The sequence below is a fragment of the Ferriphaselus amnicola genome (assembly GCF_000974685.2).
Classification (GTDB): Bacteria; Pseudomonadota; Gammaproteobacteria; order Burkholderiales; family Gallionellaceae; genus Ferriphaselus; species Ferriphaselus amnicola.
In genome coordinates this window covers 2,175,292-2,192,607 of the sequence record NZ_AP018738.1, presented here as the reverse complement: position 1 = coordinate 2,192,607, position 17,316 = coordinate 2,175,292, and the positions used below count along the sequence as shown (strand labels likewise).

Genomic DNA, 17,316 nt, shown 5'->3' with positions numbered 1-17,316 from the left:
GAGCTGGCGGTCAATTTGTTTGTCGCGCGCAGCGCCTCAGCTGGCGTAAAATGCGACCTCTTTAAATTTCACCGCCTCGTACCATGACCGTTCGTACCCGTTTTGCTCCCAGTCCTACCGGCTATCTTCATATTGGCGGCGCGCGCACTGCGCTGTTTTCTTGGGCCTATGCCAAACGTCATGGTGGGCACTTCATTTTGCGCATCGAGGATACCGATGTGGAGCGCTCTACACCGGAAGCGGTGCAAGCCATTCTTGATGGCATGAAGTGGCTGAATCTGGATTACGACGAAGGTCCGTTCTACCAGATGCAGCGCATGGAACGTTACAAGCAGGTGATCCAGCAGATGCTGGATGAGGGTACGGCCTACCGATGCTATATGTCGTCCGAGGAGCTGGATGCGATTCGGGAAGCGCAGCGTGAGCGCGGTGAAAAGCCCCGTTACGATGGGCGCTGGCGACCTGATGCTGGGAAGGTTCTGCCGCAGCTGCCGGTAGGCGTTGCGCCCGTGATCCGCTTTAAAAATCCGACCGAAGGCGTGGTTGCTTGGAAGGATCAGGTCAAAGATTACATCGAGTTCGCCAACGCTGAGCTGGATGATTTCATCATCGCCCGCTCTGACGGTACGCCGACGTATAACTTCTGCGTAGTGGTGGACGACTGGGATATGGGCATCACTCACGTTATTCGTGGCGATGATCACGTCAATAACACGCCGCGCCAGATCAATCTGCTGCGCGCACTGGGCGCGACACCGCCGCACTACGCGCATCTTTCGATGATTCTGGGCGACGACGGTCAAAAGCTATCCAAGCGTCACGGAGCGGTTTCTGTCACTCAATATGATGATGATGGCTATTTGCCCGAGGCGGTGCTGAACTATCTGGGGCGCCTCGGTTGGTCGCACGGCGACGATGAGATTTTCAATATTGAGCAATTCTGCGAGTGGTTCGACCTTGATCACATCACCCCCTCAGCCGCGCAGTTCAACACCGAAAAGCTTAATTGGCTGAACGCGCATTACCTCAAGCTAGCTGATGATGCTCGCTTGGCCGAGCTGGTGCGTACACGCCTGCAAGCGCGTGGCATCGTCGTCACCGATGCTCCCGCGCTCGCTGACATCATGGCTCTTTATAAGGGGCGCGTTGCTAACTTGAACACATTGGCCGACGAAGCAGAGGTGTTTTACATCGATCTGCAGCCATCGCAGGCATTGCTGAGCGAACAGTTGATACCGGAAGCTGTACCCGCCTTGGCTGAACTGGTGGAGGAGCTGGCGACTGTGGAGTGGAGTGCGGCCTCCATTGGTGCGTTGATCAAGCAGGTCATCGGAAATCACGGATTGAAGATGCCAAAGTTGGCGATGCCTTTGCGTGTGATGTTGGTCGGACAGACTCATACTCCGTCAGTGGATGCCGTAGTGGCGCTATTCCCGCGCGAGCTGGCGCTGGCAAGGATAAAAAAGCATCTTTAAAAAATATTCACAAACCGGCTTTACAACTGCAGGGTCGGTCAATATAATGCGCGCTCTTTCGAGGTACGGGGGTATAGCTCAGCTGGGAGAGCGCTTGCATGGCATGCAAGAGGTCAGCGGTTCGATCCCGCTTACCTCCACCAAGAAGAAAACGGAAGTCCTACGTCCCCATCGTCTAGAGGCCTAGGACATCGCCCTTTCACGGCGGTAACCGGGGTTCGAATCCCCGTGGGGACGCCAATTGCGTATAAACAAGCCACTGATTAAAGTGGCTTTTTTATTGCCATCGTGTTATGTTTTTCATTATATATCAATAGGTTACGGTTCGCTCTGGTTCTAGATTGTTGAATTGCGTGTAAAACTGACCCACCAATTGCATTGAACTTTGACCCACCCTTGAATTATCTCTGAACGTTTCAAGTTGTGGATAGTTTTCTGTTTTTGCCCTCCTTTCCCGATTGAGTTGAACTGTTTCTGAAGCGGTAACTGTCGTTGCCGGACTCCACGATGTGGCAGTGGTGCGTCAACCTGTCGAGCAACGCCGTTGTCATCTTTGCATCCCCGAACACACAGCCCCATTCAGCGAAGCTTAAGTTGGTCGTGATCACAAGACTCGTGCGCTCATAGAGTTTGCCAATGAAGTGGAACAGTAATGCACCTCCCGCTTGGCTGAACGGCAGATAGCCCAACTCATCCAGAATCACCAGATCGGCATACATCATCCGGTTAGCAATCTGCCCCTGTTTGCCCGCAGCCTTCTCCAACTCCAACGCATTCACCAACTCAATGGTCGAGAAGAACCTGACTCGACGATGCTGATGTTGCACCGCCTGCACACCGAGTGCCGTCGCCAGATGCGTCTTGCCCGTGCCAGGGCCTCCGACCAGCACCACATTGTGTGCCTGATCCAAGAACTCGCATCGATGCAACTGCCGGATGAGTGCCTCGTTCACCACGCTCTGGCTGAAGTCGAAACTCGCCAAGTCACGGTAGACTGGGAAACGGGATGCCTTCATCTGGTAGGCGATAGAGCGTACCTCGCGTTCCGCCATCTCGGCCTTGAGCAAGGTACTCAACATCACTTGTGCACTCTGATAGGCAGGTGAACCTTGGCTAGCCAGTTCATCCACCGCCTGCGCCATGCCGTATAACTTGATGCTCTTGAGCGTGGTGATCATGGCTTCATGCTGCATGGCGCACCTCCCTCAATTGGTCATAGCGGCTAACGTTAGACTGCGGCTCGACCACGAGCGTCAGATGGGCCGGCGTATCAACAGGGGCTGGTGGTGCAGGCTCAATCAGTCGCGTCAGCAGATTGAGCACATGCTGCTTGGATGGCACACCGCTCTCTAGGGCCAACTCGACTGCTGTGAGCACGGCAGCTTCATCGTGCTGTAAGACGAGGGCTAAGATTTCTACCATCTCCCGATCTCCACCCAGTCGCTTGAGCAAGATGTTCTGCAAATGCTTGAAGCCTTCGGGTAGTTCAGCGAACGGTGCACCGTTGCGCAATGCACCTGGCTTGCGTTGAAGCACGCTCAGGTAATGACGCCAGTCGTAGATCGTCTGACCATGAGCATGCTTATTCGAAATCATCCGCACATGCTCGGCAATGATTTGAGATTCAGCTACGAACAACAGCTTGTCGGCATACACCCTCAGGCTGATGGGGCGGTTGGCATAGGAGGCCGGAACACTGTAGCGGTTACGCTCGAACATGACCAAGCAAGTCGGCGACACGCGTTTGACGTGTTCAACAAATCCATCAAATGGGCAGGACAGCGCCATCAGGCAAGGATGTTCGTCCGCATAGACATCTGCGATACGACGTTCCGATTGTAGGGGATGAGGGAGTTCTTTCCAGAGCGACAGGCAGCGTTGATGTAGCCAGTCATTGAGTTCATGCAGACTCCCAAACGCGGGGAGTTTGTTCCAGATGCGATGCCTTGCATCTTGTACGTTTTTCTCAATCTGTCCTTTCTCCCAACCGGAAGCTGGATTGCAGAATTCAGCATCGAACAGGTAGTGGCTCACCATGGCAGAGAAGCGGATATTGACGTCGCGTTGTTTGCCGCGTCGGACCTTGTCTACTGCGGTGCGCATGTTGTCGTAGATGCCACGCGCAGGCACGCCGTCGAAGACAGCGAAGGCATGGTTGTGTGCGTCGAACAGCATCTCGTGTGTCTGCAACGGATAGGCACGCAGATAGAAGGCTCGACTGTGACTGAGTTTGAAGTGAGCAATCTGAAGTTTGGTGCGTTCTCCCGCGATGACGGCCCAGTCTTCGCTCCAATCGAACTGGAAGGCTTCACCAGGTGCAAAGATGAGCGGAATGAAGGTGCCGCGTCCCGCCGTCTGCGCCTGTTCTTGTTGTTGCTGTCGCCATCGTTTAGCGAAGGCAACCACTCGGTCGTAGGAGCCTGTGAAGCCTAGCTGCACCAAGTCGCTGTGCAGTTGCTTGAGACTACGCTTCTGTTTGCGTCCTTTGCCAGCTTCGGTCTTTAGCCATGCAGTTAGCTTGACGGCATAGTCGTCGAGCTTGCTGGGGGTCTTACGCTTGGGGTACTTGGGCTCAACGACTTTGTTGGTCAAATACTTCCTGATGGTGTTGCGGGAGAGTCCGGTCCTTCGAACGATCTCTCTGATGGGCATGTTGTCGCGCAAATGCCAGCGCCTGATGCTGCTTAATATCGCCACGTTGATCACTCCTGTTTGTTCCCGCTCAAATATTGAGCAGGACAGTATCTATACGTGGGTCAAATTTGGATGCAATTTACTGCGCTAGGTGGGTCAGTTTTGGGTGCAATTCAACACCTGCCCTACCAGATCACCGCGCAGGCTGCGAGATATCTGCTGAATGAAATTCTCAAGGCGATCACCGCGCTTCCAATCCTGATTCTCGATCTCCACGCCTATCGATGATAATCGCCCACGATCTCCTGCATCCTTGAAGTAGATTGCATCGAATAACTTACATTCACAGTATTTTTTGGCCTCAGTCATCTGCCTGCGAGGAATCAAATAATCTGAAACCGCACTTTTCTGCAAATGGTAGGCAGTCACCTCTGCGAGCATGTGCTCATGCCAGAATAGGTTGCGTGTAACCTTGTGGGAGTCTGAAATGTGCTCGAGAGGAAATTGCTCGCAACCTTGGGCAATTTCGTATCCAGCCTTGGTCAAAAGGTAATATGAAGGGCGATCGTCATACTCCTTACCCAGCCGTAGTAACCCTCGCTTGGCTAATCGATTGCAATAGTCGCGCCTAGTTGTTCCCAGCAGTGTAGTGCTGATTGATTCAGTTGTGAATCCGAACCGATTACAGAGCCGGAGTATCTGCTTCTCCACAAAAGCCTGCCGATCAAGGGGAGACATTTTCATCGTGTGGCCTCCCTAGTCTTGACCCAGTTGGAAACATCTTCTGAGCGCCAAGCAGTTGCACGCCGACTGATTTTGATCGGTGCTGGGAAGTCACCATCCTTCACCAATTGATACAACGTCGTCTTTCCAAGACGCACCAGAGCAAGAACCTCCGACAAGCGTAGTAATCGCATATCCATAATCTACCTTCCCGTATGACAAGTGAACCACAAGCACATACTAATGTTTACAGGTGTCGGACATGTATCTTTAAATTCAAGGATAATGCAGAATATCAGGTGTCGGTATGAATGATGAAGTTCGAATATGGAAGACAAAATTCGTAAACTCAGGCGTGGTCGCCCAACCAACTTTGTTGGACGCGAGCGCATCCGACTTATCACTTCGATGATTAGCAAGAATTCGGGGCTATCGAGCTCTAGGCTGGAGGAGTATTTTTGTATCGGATCAGAAAAATCAAAGGGAGCGCTGTGGCGTGACTATAGGTCAGGAAGAAGACCTGTTGGCGATGCTCGTGTGGAGTTTATTATGAAAAAAGCTACTCTGGCCGGGTGGATCAAGCCAATTGAGGATTTGGCTACTGAACAGTCTCAGGCGCTCCTTAATGAACTTAAGAATATTTTTCAGGACACTAAGAAGCAAGGTCAGGATGAGTTGCGGAGATGTGTTCGATCCATGTTCGATATCATTCCTATTGAACAGATCAGGGAGATAGTCCAAGAGGAATTTGAGGCCCATTTGCTCAGTAAGTTATAATTCTGCTGCGCTAAGAAGCGTAGAAATTCAACCTCTCATGGGGGTTGAACTGGTGGGTAACACGGTGGGTAACGGCTATCTTTGTTTTTTGTAAAAATGGCTTGGGAATGCGCTATTGGACGACTCGGTTCAGATCCCCGTGGGCCAATTGCGTAATAAAAAAGCCACTGATTCCAGTGGCTTTTTTATTACTATCCAGTCGCATCAATTATCATTATCAATAGGTTACTGTTTGCCAGTGCTTCGGACGATCACGCCAATCTGAACTCAAATGATCATGAGTATCCGATGCCGATATGCGGGTTCCATGTGTTTAGGCATAGGCGGTTAAGCTCAAGGTGACCGGATCCTGAGATGCGCAAGTTATAATCCTGCCAGCCCCATGCCGGGGAATATTTTGGAGTTATCTTGTTCAAACTGATTGGTGTTGTCGTTGGTTACCTGCTGTTGGGCTTTATTGGGGCCGTCATTGGATTTTTCGGTGGGGCATTCTTTGATCGGATGCGTGCGTATGGCTCGGGTGGTATGAACCCGCTGCAGAATGCGCTACGTCAGGCGGTTTTCCTAGAAACTGTGTTCATTTCGATGGGCAAGTTGGCCAAAGCTGATGGCCATATCTCTCAGGATGAAATCGATCATGTCGAAGTGCTCATGCGGAAGCTGGGCATGACCGATGAGCATCGTAAGCAAGCGATAGCTTTGTTCAAACAAGGTGCGGATGCTGCATTCGATGTAGAGCCGACATATCAGCGCTTCATGTCGATATGCGGTCAGACTAAAGACTTGAAGCAAGTTCTGCTGGTCTATTTGATTGTCATGGCTCATGCGGATGGTCATTTTCATCCGCAAGAAGAAGCATTGTTGATCAAGATCGCTGAGTACCTCGGCTATGACCAGGCCGCATTCAGACATTTGCTGGATATGGTGATCAATCAGTCTCACTTCGGAGCGGGGCAAGCGACTTCCGGTCAGGCGATCGAGGATGCCTACAAGGCGTTGGGCGTGAGCAAGGAAAGTACGGATGCGGAAATCAAGCGCGCCTATCGCAAGCTGATGAGTCAATACCATCCAGATAAGCTCATGGGTCAAGGCGTACCTGAGGATATGATCAAGGTGGCTACCGAGCAGGCTAAGGAGATCCAACTGGCTTACGATTTGATCAAGAAAACGCGAGGGATATAGCGCTCTCATGAAATATCAGCACTATAAGGGCGGTATTTATGAGATGGTCTGTGAGGCTAAGCTCGAATCCGACCCTCAAATCATCATGATGATCTACCGAGCTGCCAACGGCACGATTTGGGCGCGTCCCAGCGACGTGTTCTTTGAGCAGGTGCAACATGAAGGGCGTGATGTGCCGAGATTTGCGCGGATCAATGACTAAATCAGCATGGATAGCACGAGTTTAATCTTCTTGTTGTTATTGGCCGGAGGCGTGTGGTTCTGGCTCAGCAGCATCCGCGTACTGGAATTGGCGCGGAGCGCGGGTCGAGAGGCGTGCATCAGAGCGAACGTGCAGTTTCTCGATGATACCGTTGCTAGTATTGGGGTAAGCCTTGTTCGCGATGCGTTCGGGCGGCGGGTGTTGCGCCGTACTTATCGCTTTGAGTTCAGTGAAACCGGCAACTCCAGAATCGAGGGGCGGGTCGTTATGCAGGGTGAATCGGTGGAGTCCGTCACGATGGATCCCTACTTGGTCGTGACTTGAATCGAAGGGGCCTTCATTCTCTTGCTGCCTTTTCTGGCAGCTCTGAATGCTTACTCTGCGCTCCTTACATCAGCTTCGTCCCAAGATTGAATCTCAAGGATCGTGCGCAAGCAGCCTATGAAAATGATGTGTTCATCAAGGCAGCAGTTGCGAACGCAGAGATACAAGCTGTTTGGCCACTTCTAATCAGGCTGTGGTGTTGATGTTCTGCCCCAAGTTGGGAGGCAAATTGCCCGTGCTAGGTTGCAAAGGCTGAGGGAGCGCATGGATGAGTGCCATCGCTGACTGTGCTTCGATACTCATGGCTTTTTTGAGTATGCTGATCCCAACTGTGTCACTGGCATTGCTGATTAGCGCTGCGTTAGTGCTAGAGGTGATGTTCATGATTCGCTCCTTGTAAGCTATCGGCATGTAGATTACTCTGGAGCAAGGCAGTAAGGCAACCATCCTCATCACTGCTAGGTGGTGATTGGCAGGGAGGCGGTAATTTCAGATAAGATTTGCGAACGCCATTTTTTCTGTGCATTAATCGGTTGCGTGGAGAGGGCGTATTGCTACGTTAATTGCCTATGAAAATACTCAATACTTGGAGTTTGGTATGCGGTGGCTCAGTCGATTGAATCCTAGAAATAGTTTGCGCGCCCAAATCAGCTTTGCGAGCGGCGCAATTGCGCTATTACTATCGCTGGCGCTGAGCTATTACGCGGCGGAAAACAGTAAGAACCAGATCGAGAAGAGTGAGGGCGAGTCTTTTGCTCGCCGAGCAGCCAGCATGCTTGATGTGCTTGATCGCGGCATGTTCGAGCGGAGTCGTGAGATTCAGAATGCAGCCACGCTTGAGGATATTCGTGATCCAGACGTTTCTGTAGGTCGCAAGCGCGAGATTCTTGAGCGGCTTCAGCGCAGCTTCAATGCCTACGCTTGGATTGGGATTTGTGATGTCCAAGGCAAAGGTTTGGTCGGTACCGGAAAGTACCTTGAAGGTAAAGACTTGGCCAAACGTCCGTGGTGTAGCAAAGGGCGTGATCGTGCCTATCTGGGAGATATGCACGATGCGCTTTTGCTTTCAAAGTTGTTGCCCAATCCCAGTGGTGAGATGTTCTATCTTGTCGATGTCGCCGCCCCTGTGATTGATAAACAGGGCAAGCTCCAAGGTGTCTTGTGTGGGCACATCTTCTGGAAGTGGGCGGAGGAGGTGCTAGACAGTAAAAAGACGCCCGGTATGGATACGTTTCTTCTTTCTCAAGATGGCTTGGTTTTATCTGGGCCAGAGCCGGCACGTAGCGACTTAGCCAAAGTGGCGCCTCTGACTTTGCGCACCCTTAGGCAGTCAGGGCAACGTAGTGGCTATTTGCTGGAAACATGGGCGGATGGGAAAACTTACCTGATTGGCTATGCCAAGTCGTCCGGCTATCGTGACTATCCGGGTATGGGATGGATTTCGCTAATGCGTGAAGATGTGACCCAAGCTTTTACGCCAGCACGACAGTTGCGTCAGCGCATCTTGGCGATGGGGGTGATGCTGGGGTTGATGTTCGCGTGGCTAGGCTGGATGATGGCTGGGCGTATCGCCGGTCCTATTACTCGTATCAGTCAGGCGGCAGACAAGGTGGCTGCGGGCGAACTGACGTATGACGTGCCCATGCAGCAAGGCAATGGCGAGGTGGCTCATTTGTCCACGGCCATTCACGATATGGTCGGCAGCCTGACTCGTGAAATATCTGAACGAAGAAAGGCCGAGGAAGGTTTGCGTTTATCCGCAGAGGTCTTTGCTAACAATAGTGAAGCTATCGTGATCACGGATGCCTCGAACGCTATTGTGATGGTCAATCGAGCCTTCACCGAAATAACGGGCTATTCTGACCGCGAGGTTCTCGGCAAAAATCCCCGCATCCTAGCGTCTGGTCGCCACACTAAAGAGTTCTATCAAGGCTTTTTCACGGTGCTGCATAGCCATAACCAATGGCGAGGGGAAATTTGGAACAAGCGCAAAAATGGAGAGGTCTTCCCTGAGTGGATCACCGTGAGTGTGTTGCGTGATGAGCGGGGCGAAGTTACTCATTACATTGCCGTCTATCTTGATTTGTCCGAGCGAAAAAAAGAAGAAGAGCGCATCCAATACCTAGCCAATTACGATGTATTGACCGGCTTACCAAATCGTTACTTATTGAATGATCGCTTGGAGCAGGGGCTGAGTTACGCTCAGGGACATCAAGCGCGGCTCGCAGTCATGTTCATTGATTTGGATCACTTCAAAAATATCAATGATTCACTCGGGCACGATATCGGTGACGCATTGCTGAAAATGGTGGCTGATCGCTTAAAGCAGTGTTTGCGCCGCTCCGATACCATCGCGCGTTTAGGTGGCGATGAGTTTGTGGCGGTCATCGGCGACTTGAACTCGGAGGACGAGGCCACTTTCATCGCTGAAAAAATGATTGCGTCGCTGATGCAGCAGTTTGACGTGGGTGAGTACCAGTTGTCGGTAACGCCGAGTATCGGAGTGAGTATTTATCCCGAAGATGGCGAAACCGCCACGCTCTTGCTTCGTAATGCTGACTTGGCGATGTATCGCGCCAAAGATGCTGGCCGTAATCGTTTGGAGTATTACGAAGCTGCCATGAATGCCAAAGCCGTGCAGCGACTCCAGCTAGAAAACGACTTGCGTAGTGCCCTAGCTAAGGGGCAACTCACGATGTATTACCAGCCCAAAGTAAGTGTGAGCAGTGGTGAAGTGGTAGGTATGGAAGCCTTGCTTCGCTGGTCGCACCCGCAAATAGGATTTGTTTCTCCGGCAGACTTCATTCCTGTGGCCGAGGAGAGTGGCTTGATCAACGAAATTGGCGACTGGGTATTGCACCAAGTGGCCATGCAGCAACGTATCTGGCTGTCTCAGGGCTATCGCATTGTGCCTGTGGCCGTTAATCTGTCCGTGCGCCAATTCGGGCAAAAGAATTTCGCAGAAAAGATACAGTCCATCGTTCGTAATGTCGGCATCCCCACCCATTTCATCGAGTTGGAACTGACCGAAAGTATGTTGATGGATATCGGCGGTGACAGTATCCGCGTCATGGATCAGTTGAATGAGGCTGGTTTTGATCTGTCGCTGGATGACTTCGGTACGGGCTACTCTTCACTCAGTCGCTTGAAGCTGCTTCCGATGAAGTCACTGAAGATCGACCAGTCGTTTGTGCGGGACATAGACACGGATGAGAACGACGAGGCCATTGTCAATGCGACGGCTGTATTGGCGCATGCAATGGAAATGAAGGTGATCGCAGAGGGGGTGGAAACCCAGGCTCAGCTGGATTTCATACGTGACTTACACTGCGAGGAATACCAGGGCTATTTATTCTGCCGCCCCGTTCCAGAAAGTATCGCTGTTACCTATCTTCAGCGAGAGTCTGCGATTTAATATGGGTCCCTACTTGGCATTCTTTGATTCAAGCGAATTATGATCGAGCTGGCTCTTCTTGCCATCATCGTTACCGTCGTCGTGATTCTGATCAAGCCTAGCAGAACTCCACCCCCCGACAGCCCTTTGGTCATCGAGCGTGTGGGGCAGTTTCACGCCACTTTGGCTCCGCAACTCAAATTGGCGCAGCCGTTGATCGAAGCTATCGCGCATCAGTTACTGGAGCAGGGATTCTCGGAGGGGGATAGCGAAACGCTGTGTTTTGAAATCTGTGATGCGGACGTGGTCACACATGGTCATAAGCGCTACCTGCTGGGGCTGACTCGGCGCAACGGTATATTGTATTTTCAGGCGATCAGTCCTCGACCACTTGCACCCGATACGGATCGAGATACGCCTTACAAGATACTTCAGGATTATGCTGCGCTGGTGCTGGTAAACATCCCGGCGACTTCTATCAATCCGGAAGTGAGTGATCTGCTGGCTAAGGGGGTGCTTTTCGTGGCTAAGTCGCGTGGTGTCACCATTGAGCGCCTTTTTAGCCTGCGGCTTCAGTGATGTTGCGGCAGCGTGTCTCGCGGATGAAGCAGGCGCCGAGTAATCCCAGCAGAGCAAAGGCGAACATCACGCCTAGGCCGTACTGATAGTTTGCGGGCGAATAGATGCGTGCCCCGACCAATGTTTGACCGTCCCACTGTTGATCCATCACCCAGCCGACCAAGGGCTGCAAGATGCCGGCACCTATGAACGAGCCGGTGTTGACCACACTGGTCGCCATGCCGGATAGGGCGGGAGGGTTGACCTCCTTAGCGCTGGCCCAAGAGAGGGTGAATCCTGAGGCGGTGAAGCCCATCAGAAAAAATAGTGCCAAGCTGCCCGCTACCGGTAGGTTCCACATCAACAACATCGGTAGCCAGCACAACACATACAACAACGAGCCGCCAGCGATCACGGGTTTGCGGCGCTTGATGCGGTCGGAGATCAGACCGCTGCATAGCGCCCCGATGGCGAAGCCTATCAGCAATACGCTGTTGTGCTGACTCGCCAGCTCTCGGCTCATGTTGTGTGCGTCGCGCAAATAGGGCACGGCCCAGAGGCCGGCGAATGCGAACAGCGTTCCGGCGATACCGAAATTGGGAAAGAATCCCGGCCAAGTCTGACGATTCTTCGCTACCTGTATGAGGCCTGCGCGCCAGTGACCATCATGCTTGGGGTGCGGTGGTTTGCCCTCTAGTTCGCGCATACTCGGCAGTCCCGCTTGATGCGGATGATCGCGGACCCATTTCCACACCAGTACCGCTAACAGCAAGGAAATCACGCCCACTGCGCCGAATACGTTACGCCATGAGGTCTGCGACACCAGCCAGACCAAAGGGGAGGTGGCCAGTATCGCGCCTACATTGCCTAGTAAAATCGAGAAGCCGCCTGCGCTGCCGAAGTGGCGATCATGGAACCACACTGCGTTGACCTTCATCAGCGAGATGAAAAATACCGATACGCCGAGTCCCACCAGTAGTCGTCCGATGGAAGCCCATAGTAGTGAATCTGCGCTGGCAAACAGTAACGAGCCTACACCTGCCACGACTGCGCCTAGGCTGACGATGCGGCGCACGCCTAAGGTGTCCGCCATCACTCCGACTGGGATCTGCATCAGCATATAGATGTAGAAATACATCGCTGCCAGCCCACCCAATGCCGCTCCGCTGGCGTGAAAATCATGCTGCAACTCGCCTGCGATGGCGGCGGGAGCCATGCGATGAAAGAATGCCAGCATGTAACACAAGGCCAGCAGAGTGAAAGCGATCCAGCGCAAACGACGAATCTTCTGGTGTGGCATCAACTTTCTCGGTCGGCGGGTATAAATAGGACAGGGGGCTTGCGCCCCCTGTATTGAATCATAACTTCGTGCTGCTTAGATGTTGCGTGTGGCGCGACTGCGGGTCTCTGAACTTTCCATCCACTTCTTGACTCGGGCAGCATCGCCCACGCGGGTCTGTTTGCCTTGCGAATCCAGCAGCACCATGATGACCGGACGCCCTTGGATATTGGCTTCCATCACCAGACAGCGGCCAGCTTCATTGATGAAGCCGGTCTTGCTCACACCGATGTCCCACGACGCGTTCTTTACCAGCGGATTGGTGTTGTTGTACTGCATCGTGCGGAAACCCGCGGGGGTCACTTGGTGCGATGCGGTAGTCGTGAACTCATGGATCAGCGCGTAGTTGTCGGCGGCATCCACCATCTTCACAAGATCTTGTGCGGTGGAGACGTTATTACTATTCAACCCGGATGGCTCTAAGAAGCGGGAGTTGTTCATGCCGAGTTGGCGAGCCTTTTCGTTCATCTTGGCCACGGCAGCCGCTGTGCCGCCTGGGTAGGTGCGAGCCAAGGCGCAGGCGGCGCGATTCTCCGACGACATCAAGGCTAATTTCAACATCTCGGCACGGGTCAGGGTCATGCCTGGACGCATCCGCGAGTGAGTGCCTTTGAGGGTATCCACATCAGCTTCGCTGATGGTGATGGGTTCGTTCATCGGCAGATTGGCATCCAGCACCACCATTGCGGTCATCAGCTTGGTGATGGAGGCGATCGGTGCAACGGTATCGGCATTCTTGGAATATAGCGAACGATGCTCTTGTGCATCATAAATCAACGCGATATTCGAATACAGGCGTGGCGAGGTGCCCGCCTTTTCCATGACCAAGTTGGTCAGCGCGTCATCTTCTTGTTTGGAGTAGTGCTTACGGCTTGCCTTATGAGGTTTAACCTTATGTGCCTTCACCTTTTGCACCGTCTTGGCTGCCTTGAGGTGATGCTTGTGCTGCGGTTTGGCATCTGCGGGAACACTTTGGATCAGCAAGGCGCATCCAGCCATTAGCGCAATAATCAGTTTGCTACCCATGATTTTCTCCACAGCAAAATACGATGCTTCAAGGATACCAAATAATTCAGGTAAATCAAGGGGAATCAGCAACTATTTAAGAGAGTGCTTTCATGGTGGGTCGGCTGTTGATATTCATATCGTTCCTGCTTGGGAGAGTGTTCTCGCAGTGACGGATGCTCGATTTTCGACGGCGCGCACTTGAATCGGGACTGGTACTTGGTGAGTGCAAACTTCGCTTGAGTTCGGTGGCTTCAGGTCGCTCATGTGCGTTTGTAGTGTAGAATGCGCGCCTAATTTATTGCTCGGTCTATCCGTTTTGAACCCCGATTTCGTCAGAGGAACCACCATGTCTCTCACGCCTTCCGCCGCCGACAAGAAAGCTCGTACGCTTTCTGAAGCGATGCCCTATATCCAGCGTTTCTTCGACAAGACCATCGTGGTCAAGTACGGCGGCAACGCGATGACTGATCCCCAGTTGCAGGATAGTTTTGCCCGCGATGTGGTACTGCTCAAGCTGGTGGGGATGAATCCAGTCGTGGTTCACGGCGGCGGTCCCCAGATCAATGAGTTACTGAAGAAGGTGGGTAAGCAGGGCGAATTCATTCAGGGCATGCGCGTCACCGATGAAGAGACCATGGACGTGGTCGAGATGGTGCTGGGCAAGGTCAACAAGGACATCGTCAATCTGATCAACAAGCACGGCGGCAAGGCCGTGGGCCTGACTGGGCAAGATGGCGCCTTCATTCGCGCCGAGAAGATGCTACTGGAAAGCAAGGATGAGCCGGGCAAGATGCTGGACATCGGCCAAGTGGGTGAGATCACCAAGATCGATCCGACCATCATCAGCTTCCTCGATTCCGGCGATTTCATCCCCGTGGTTGCGCCCATCGGTGTGGCACCGGATGGCGAGACACTGAACATTAATGCCGATCTGGTGGCGGGCAAGTTGGCTGAAGTGCTGAAGGCCGAAAAGCTGGTGCTGCTGACCAACACGCCGGGCGTGCTGGATAAGGACGGCAATCTGCTTTCCGGCCTGACACCCAAGAACATCGACGATCTGGTAGCGGACGGCACGCTATCTGGCGGCATGTTGCCCAAGATCAGCTCGGCACTGGATGCGGCGCGCAGCGGCGTGAAGTCGGTACATATCATCGATGGTCGCGTGGAGCATGCGCTGCTGCTGGAGATTCTGACCGACGAAGGCGTGGGTACACTGATCAAGAGCAAGTAGTCGAGGTTCCAATGTGCGGCGAACGGGTGTGGATATTCGATCTCGACAACACTCTGCATAACGCGACGCCGCACATCTTTCCGCACATCAATCGCAGCATGACGGCTTACCTTCAGCGGCATTTGGGGCTGGACGAGGCGGGGGCGGATGCTTTGCGGATGGATTACTGGCGGCGCTACGGTGCGACGTTGACTGGACTGATGCGGCATCACGGCACCGATCCTCATCACTTTTTGTGGCATACGCACCAGTTTCCCAATCTGCCGAACATGGTGCTGCGCGAGGCGCGTCTGCGCCATGTGCTGAAGCGCTTACCGGGACGCAAGATCGTGTTCTCCAACGGCCCGCAGCGTTATGCGCGGGCGGTGCTGGAGTTGATGCGGGTGGCGGACTTGTTCGATGATGTGCTGGGTATCGAGCAGAGCGACTTTCGTCCTAAGCCAGAGCTGGCCGGTTTCCGCGCTGTGTTGCGCAAGCACCGGCTCAATCCGGTCCGCTGTGTGATGGTGGAAGATAGTCTGGAGAATCTGCAAACGGCCAAGCGACTGGGTATGAAGACAGTGTGGGTGAACGCTGGACAACGGATGCCTGCGGCAGTGGATGTGAAGATTAAGGATGTGCTGGTGTTGCCCAAAAATCTGGCACGTTTACGGTAGTCGAAACACTGAGTCCGTCATTCCGGCGCAGGCCGGAATCCAGCGATATGTAACTGGGCACCGGCCTGCGCCGGTGCGACGACGCAACAAGTAAGGAGAAAACATGGCGACAAAACCGGGCGAACGCAAACTACAGATCCTGCAAACCATTGCGACCATGCTGGAGCAGCCCAAGGGCGAGAAGATCACGACCGCGCTGCTGGCGCAGAAGTTGGAGATATCTGAAGCGGCGCTGTACCGTCATTTCGCCAGCAAGGCGCAGATGTACGAAGGGCTGATCGAGTTCATCGAGCAGACGGTGTTCGGGCTGGTCAATAAGATCATTGCCGACGAAAGCAATGGCATGAAGCAAGCTGAATCGGTCGTGGCGCTGCTGTTGCGCTTCGCCCAGAAGAATCGCGGTATGACTCGCGTGTTGATCGGTGATGCGCTGGTGAACGAGAACGAGCGTCTGCAACAGCGCATCAACCAATTCCTTGATCGCATCGAGGCTACGCTCAAGCAGGCTTTGCGTATTGCTATCACCCAAGGCGAGCTGCCAGCGGATACCGATGTCGGTGCATATTCCAACTTGATGGTGTGTTTCGTGGTTGGCCGCTGGCAACAGTTCGGCAAGAGTGGCTACACCCGCGACCCATTGGCGCAATGGCCGCAGCAGTGGGCTTTACTGAAAAAATAATGAAACGAGACTGACATGATCCTGATCCTCACTTCCAATACCCAACCGGACAGCGCTGAATTCCGGCAGTTGATGAGTCACCTTGATGCCATGCCCGGCATCAAGACGCGCGTCCATACTGAGCGCGGCGATGAGCAGACATTGACTGAGCTGTACCTGATCGGCAATACCAAGGCGCTGGAGATCGAGGACATGCAGAACCTGCCTTGCGTCGAGCGCGTGGTACGTGTGTCGCAGGAATATCGCATCCTCGGTCGCCACAAGGATGACGACCGTCCCTCCCACTTCGAGTACAACGGCGTGCGCTTCGGGCAGGACACCTTCAATGTGTTCGCCGGTCTGTGTGCGGTGGACAACCGCGAGCACGTCGAGATGATGCTCAAAGCCGTGCGTGACAACGGCCAAGTCTGCACCCGCATGGGCGCTTACAAACCACGCACCAGCCCGTATGCCTTCCAAGGCCATGGCAAGGCGTGTTTGCCTTGGGTGTTCGAGCTGGCGGGCAAATACGGCATCAAGGTGATTGCGATGGAGATCACCCACGAATCACATTTGAACGAGATCAGCGAAGCTTTGCACCAGACCGGCAACCCGACCGGCGTGATGCTGCAGATCGGTACCCGCAACACGCAGAACTTCGAGCTGCTGAAGATCGTCGGTCGCCAGACCGAGATGCCGGTGCTGCTCAAGCGCGGCTTCGGTATCACCTTGGATGAGTCGCTCAATGCGGCTGAATATCTGGCATCCGAGGGCAATCGCAATGTCGTCTTCGGCTTGCGCGGCATGAAGACCAACATGGGTGATCCCCATCGCAATCTGGTGGACTTCGCTCATGTGCCGGTGGTCAAACGCCTGACCCGGATGCCAGTGTGCATCGATCCGTCGCACTCGGTCGGCACGCGCGCCGCCGGGCCGGACGGCATCCTCGACGTGATGCATGCCACTGCACAAGGTGTGGCAGCAGGCGCCAACATGGTGCTGGTGGACTTTCATCCGGTGCCGACCAAGGCGCTGGTCGACGGCCCGCAAGCGCTGCTCATCCCCGAACTGCCGCACTTCCTCGAAGACGTGCAGATCGCCCGTGAAGCTTATCTGAAGCGGGTCGCGCTGGCGGAACGATACAAGCAGCAGTGA

General features: G+C 53.6%; 19 protein-coding genes and 2 tRNA genes. 13 read left to right on the top strand and 8 right to left on the bottom strand.

The window, feature by feature from the left end:
- Positions 1-83 precede the first annotated feature (83 nt).
- From gltX to OYT1_RS10930, 3 genes are all read left to right on the top strand, one after another.
- On the top strand, positions 84-1,475 hold the full coding sequence (gene gltX, locus OYT1_RS10940) for a glutamate--tRNA ligase (protein ID WP_062627776.1): 1,392 nt from the start codon (positions 84-86) through the stop codon (positions 1,473-1,475).
- Positions 1,476-1,542: 67 nt separating this feature from the next.
- Positions 1,543-1,618, top strand: a tRNA-Ala gene (locus tag OYT1_RS10935).
- Between the two features lie 21 nt (positions 1,619-1,639).
- A tRNA-Glu gene (locus tag OYT1_RS10930) sits at positions 1,640-1,715 on the top strand.
- Between the two features lie 176 nt (positions 1,716-1,891).
- On the opposite strand, the gene istB is transcribed toward OYT1_RS10930, so the two are convergent.
- From istB to OYT1_RS10910, 4 genes are all read right to left on the bottom strand, one after another.
- Complete coding sequence (gene istB, locus OYT1_RS10925) at positions 1,892-2,668, bottom strand: IS21-like element helper ATPase IstB (protein WP_062627778.1); 777 nt, start codon at positions 2,666-2,668, stop codon at positions 1,892-1,894.
- On the bottom strand, positions 2,658-4,181 hold the full coding sequence (gene istA, locus OYT1_RS10920) for an IS21 family transposase (RefSeq protein WP_062627779.1): 1,524 nt from the start codon (positions 4,179-4,181) through the stop codon (positions 2,658-2,660). Before istA ends, istB begins: the two co-directional genes overlap by 11 nt.
- Positions 4,182-4,265: 84 nt before the next feature.
- Positions 4,266-4,478 (bottom strand): hypothetical protein, encoded by a 213-nt coding sequence (locus OYT1_RS13590; protein WP_145983705.1) that lies wholly within the window; start codon positions 4,476-4,478, stop codon positions 4,266-4,268.
- 371 nt (positions 4,479-4,849) lie between these two features.
- Positions 4,850-5,032: a helix-turn-helix transcriptional regulator gene (locus OYT1_RS10910; RefSeq protein WP_197714082.1), complete on the bottom strand. Its 183-nt coding sequence runs from the start codon at positions 5,030-5,032 to the stop codon at positions 4,850-4,852.
- A 127-nt stretch (positions 5,033-5,159) separates the two neighbouring features.
- On the opposite strand from OYT1_RS10910, the gene OYT1_RS10905 reads away from it, so the two are divergent.
- The 4 genes from OYT1_RS10905 (at position 5,160) to OYT1_RS10890 (ending at position 7,317) form a co-directional block, all read left to right on the top strand.
- Positions 5,160-5,609: a hypothetical protein gene (locus OYT1_RS10905; protein WP_062626381.1), complete on the top strand. Its 450-nt coding sequence runs from the start codon at positions 5,160-5,162 to the stop codon at positions 5,607-5,609.
- Positions 5,610-6,017: 408 nt separating this feature from the next.
- Positions 6,018-6,791: a co-chaperone DjlA gene (gene djlA, locus OYT1_RS10900; RefSeq protein WP_062626380.1), complete on the top strand. Its 774-nt coding sequence runs from the start codon at positions 6,018-6,020 to the stop codon at positions 6,789-6,791.
- A 7-nt stretch (positions 6,792-6,798) separates the two neighbouring features.
- Positions 6,799-6,993 (top strand): DUF1653 domain-containing protein, encoded by a 195-nt coding sequence (locus tag OYT1_RS10895; RefSeq protein WP_062626379.1) that lies wholly within the window; start codon positions 6,799-6,801, stop codon positions 6,991-6,993.
- A 6-nt stretch (positions 6,994-6,999) separates the two neighbouring features.
- On the top strand, positions 7,000-7,317 hold the full coding sequence (locus tag OYT1_RS10890; RefSeq protein WP_062626378.1) for a DUF3301 domain-containing protein: 318 nt from the start codon (positions 7,000-7,002) through the stop codon (positions 7,315-7,317).
- A 50-nt stretch (positions 7,318-7,367) separates the two neighbouring features.
- Here OYT1_RS10890 and OYT1_RS14100 read toward each other — a convergent pair whose 3' ends face one another.
- The gene (locus OYT1_RS14100) at positions 7,368-7,484 is read right to left on the bottom strand and encodes a DUF1289 domain-containing protein (protein WP_084611957.1); all 117 of its coding nucleotides are present in this window, start codon (positions 7,482-7,484) and stop codon (positions 7,368-7,370) included.
- Between the two features lie 19 nt (positions 7,485-7,503).
- Entirely contained in the window at positions 7,504-7,701 is a 198-nt protein-coding gene (locus OYT1_RS10880; RefSeq protein ID WP_062626377.1) for a YjfB family protein, read from the bottom strand.
- A gap of 214 nt (positions 7,702-7,915) precedes the next feature.
- Between OYT1_RS10880 and OYT1_RS10875 the strand changes: the two genes are divergently transcribed.
- Complete coding sequence (locus OYT1_RS10875) at positions 7,916-10,732, top strand: bifunctional diguanylate cyclase/phosphodiesterase (RefSeq protein WP_062626376.1); 2,817 nt, start codon at positions 7,916-7,918, stop codon at positions 10,730-10,732.
- A gap of 39 nt (positions 10,733-10,771) precedes the next feature.
- Positions 10,772-11,290 (top strand): hypothetical protein, encoded by a 519-nt coding sequence (locus tag OYT1_RS10870; protein ID WP_062626375.1) that lies wholly within the window; start codon positions 10,772-10,774, stop codon positions 11,288-11,290.
- Here OYT1_RS10870 and OYT1_RS10865 read toward each other — a convergent pair.
- Positions 11,271-12,569 carry an MFS transporter gene (locus OYT1_RS10865; protein WP_062626374.1) on the bottom strand — a complete coding sequence of 433 codons (1,299 nt, stop codon included), beginning with the start codon at positions 12,567-12,569 and terminating at the stop codon, positions 11,271-11,273. The two genes, OYT1_RS10870 and OYT1_RS10865, sit on opposite strands and share 20 nt — an antisense overlap.
- A gap of 75 nt (positions 12,570-12,644) precedes the next feature.
- Positions 12,645-13,634, bottom strand: a complete 990-nt coding sequence (gene pbpG, locus OYT1_RS10860; protein ID WP_088178202.1) for a D-alanyl-D-alanine endopeptidase — start codon at positions 13,632-13,634, stop codon at positions 12,645-12,647.
- Between the two features lie 328 nt (positions 13,635-13,962).
- Between pbpG and argB the strand changes: the two genes are divergently transcribed.
- From argB to OYT1_RS10840, 4 genes are all read left to right on the top strand, one after another.
- A complete protein-coding gene (gene argB / locus OYT1_RS10855) occupies positions 13,963-14,847 on the top strand; it encodes an acetylglutamate kinase (RefSeq protein WP_062626373.1) in 885 nt (294 codons plus the stop codon).
- Positions 14,848-14,858: 11 nt separating this feature from the next.
- Entirely contained in the window at positions 14,859-15,503 is a 645-nt protein-coding gene (locus tag OYT1_RS10850; RefSeq protein ID WP_062626372.1) for a pyrimidine 5'-nucleotidase, read from the top strand.
- A gap of 103 nt (positions 15,504-15,606) precedes the next feature.
- Positions 15,607-16,182, top strand: coding sequence for a nucleoid occlusion factor SlmA (gene slmA / locus OYT1_RS10845; protein WP_062626371.1), 576 nt, complete (start codon positions 15,607-15,609; stop codon positions 16,180-16,182).
- Positions 16,183-16,197: 15 nt separating this feature from the next.
- Entirely contained in the window at positions 16,198-17,316 is a 1,119-nt protein-coding gene (locus OYT1_RS10840) for a 3-deoxy-7-phosphoheptulonate synthase (protein ID WP_062626370.1), read from the top strand.

Coding starts and splice junctions, on each gene's coding strand:
- OYT1_RS10870 (WP_062626375.1), top strand. CDS start 10,772: ATGATCGAGCTGGCTCTTCTTGCCATCATCGTTACCGTCGTCGTGATT.
- OYT1_RS10910 (WP_197714082.1), bottom strand. CDS start 5,032: ATGGATATGCGATTACTACGCTTGTCGGAGGTTCTTGCTCTGGTGCGT.
- OYT1_RS10865 (WP_062626374.1), bottom strand. CDS start 12,569: ATGCCACACCAGAAGATTCGTCGTTTGCGCTGGATCGCTTTCACTCTG.
- OYT1_RS10875 (WP_062626376.1), top strand. CDS start 7,916: ATGCGGTGGCTCAGTCGATTGAATCCTAGAAATAGTTTGCGCGCCCAA.
- OYT1_RS10890 (WP_062626378.1), top strand. CDS start 7,000: ATGGATAGCACGAGTTTAATCTTCTTGTTGTTATTGGCCGGAGGCGTG.
- slmA (WP_062626371.1), top strand. CDS start 15,607: ATGGCGACAAAACCGGGCGAACGCAAACTACAGATCCTGCAAACCATT.
- istB (WP_062627778.1), bottom strand. CDS start 2,668: ATGCAGCATGAAGCCATGATCACCACGCTCAAGAGCATCAAGTTATAC.
- OYT1_RS10905 (WP_062626381.1), top strand. CDS start 5,160: ATGGAAGACAAAATTCGTAAACTCAGGCGTGGTCGCCCAACCAACTTT.
- OYT1_RS13590 (WP_145983705.1), bottom strand. CDS start 4,478: ATGACTGAGGCCAAAAAATACTGTGAATGTAAGTTATTCGATGCAATC.
- OYT1_RS10880 (WP_062626377.1), bottom strand. CDS start 7,701: ATGAACATCACCTCTAGCACTAACGCAGCGCTAATCAGCAATGCCAGT.
- pbpG (WP_088178202.1), bottom strand. CDS start 13,634: ATGGGTAGCAAACTGATTATTGCGCTAATGGCTGGATGCGCCTTGCTG.
- argB (WP_062626373.1), top strand. CDS start 13,963: ATGTCTCTCACGCCTTCCGCCGCCGACAAGAAAGCTCGTACGCTTTCT.
- OYT1_RS10840 (WP_062626370.1), top strand. CDS start 16,198: ATGATCCTGATCCTCACTTCCAATACCCAACCGGACAGCGCTGAATTC.
- OYT1_RS10850 (WP_062626372.1), top strand. CDS start 14,859: ATGTGCGGCGAACGGGTGTGGATATTCGATCTCGACAACACTCTGCAT.
- gltX (WP_062627776.1), top strand. CDS start 84: ATGACCGTTCGTACCCGTTTTGCTCCCAGTCCTACCGGCTATCTTCAT.
- OYT1_RS10895 (WP_062626379.1), top strand. CDS start 6,799: ATGAAATATCAGCACTATAAGGGCGGTATTTATGAGATGGTCTGTGAG.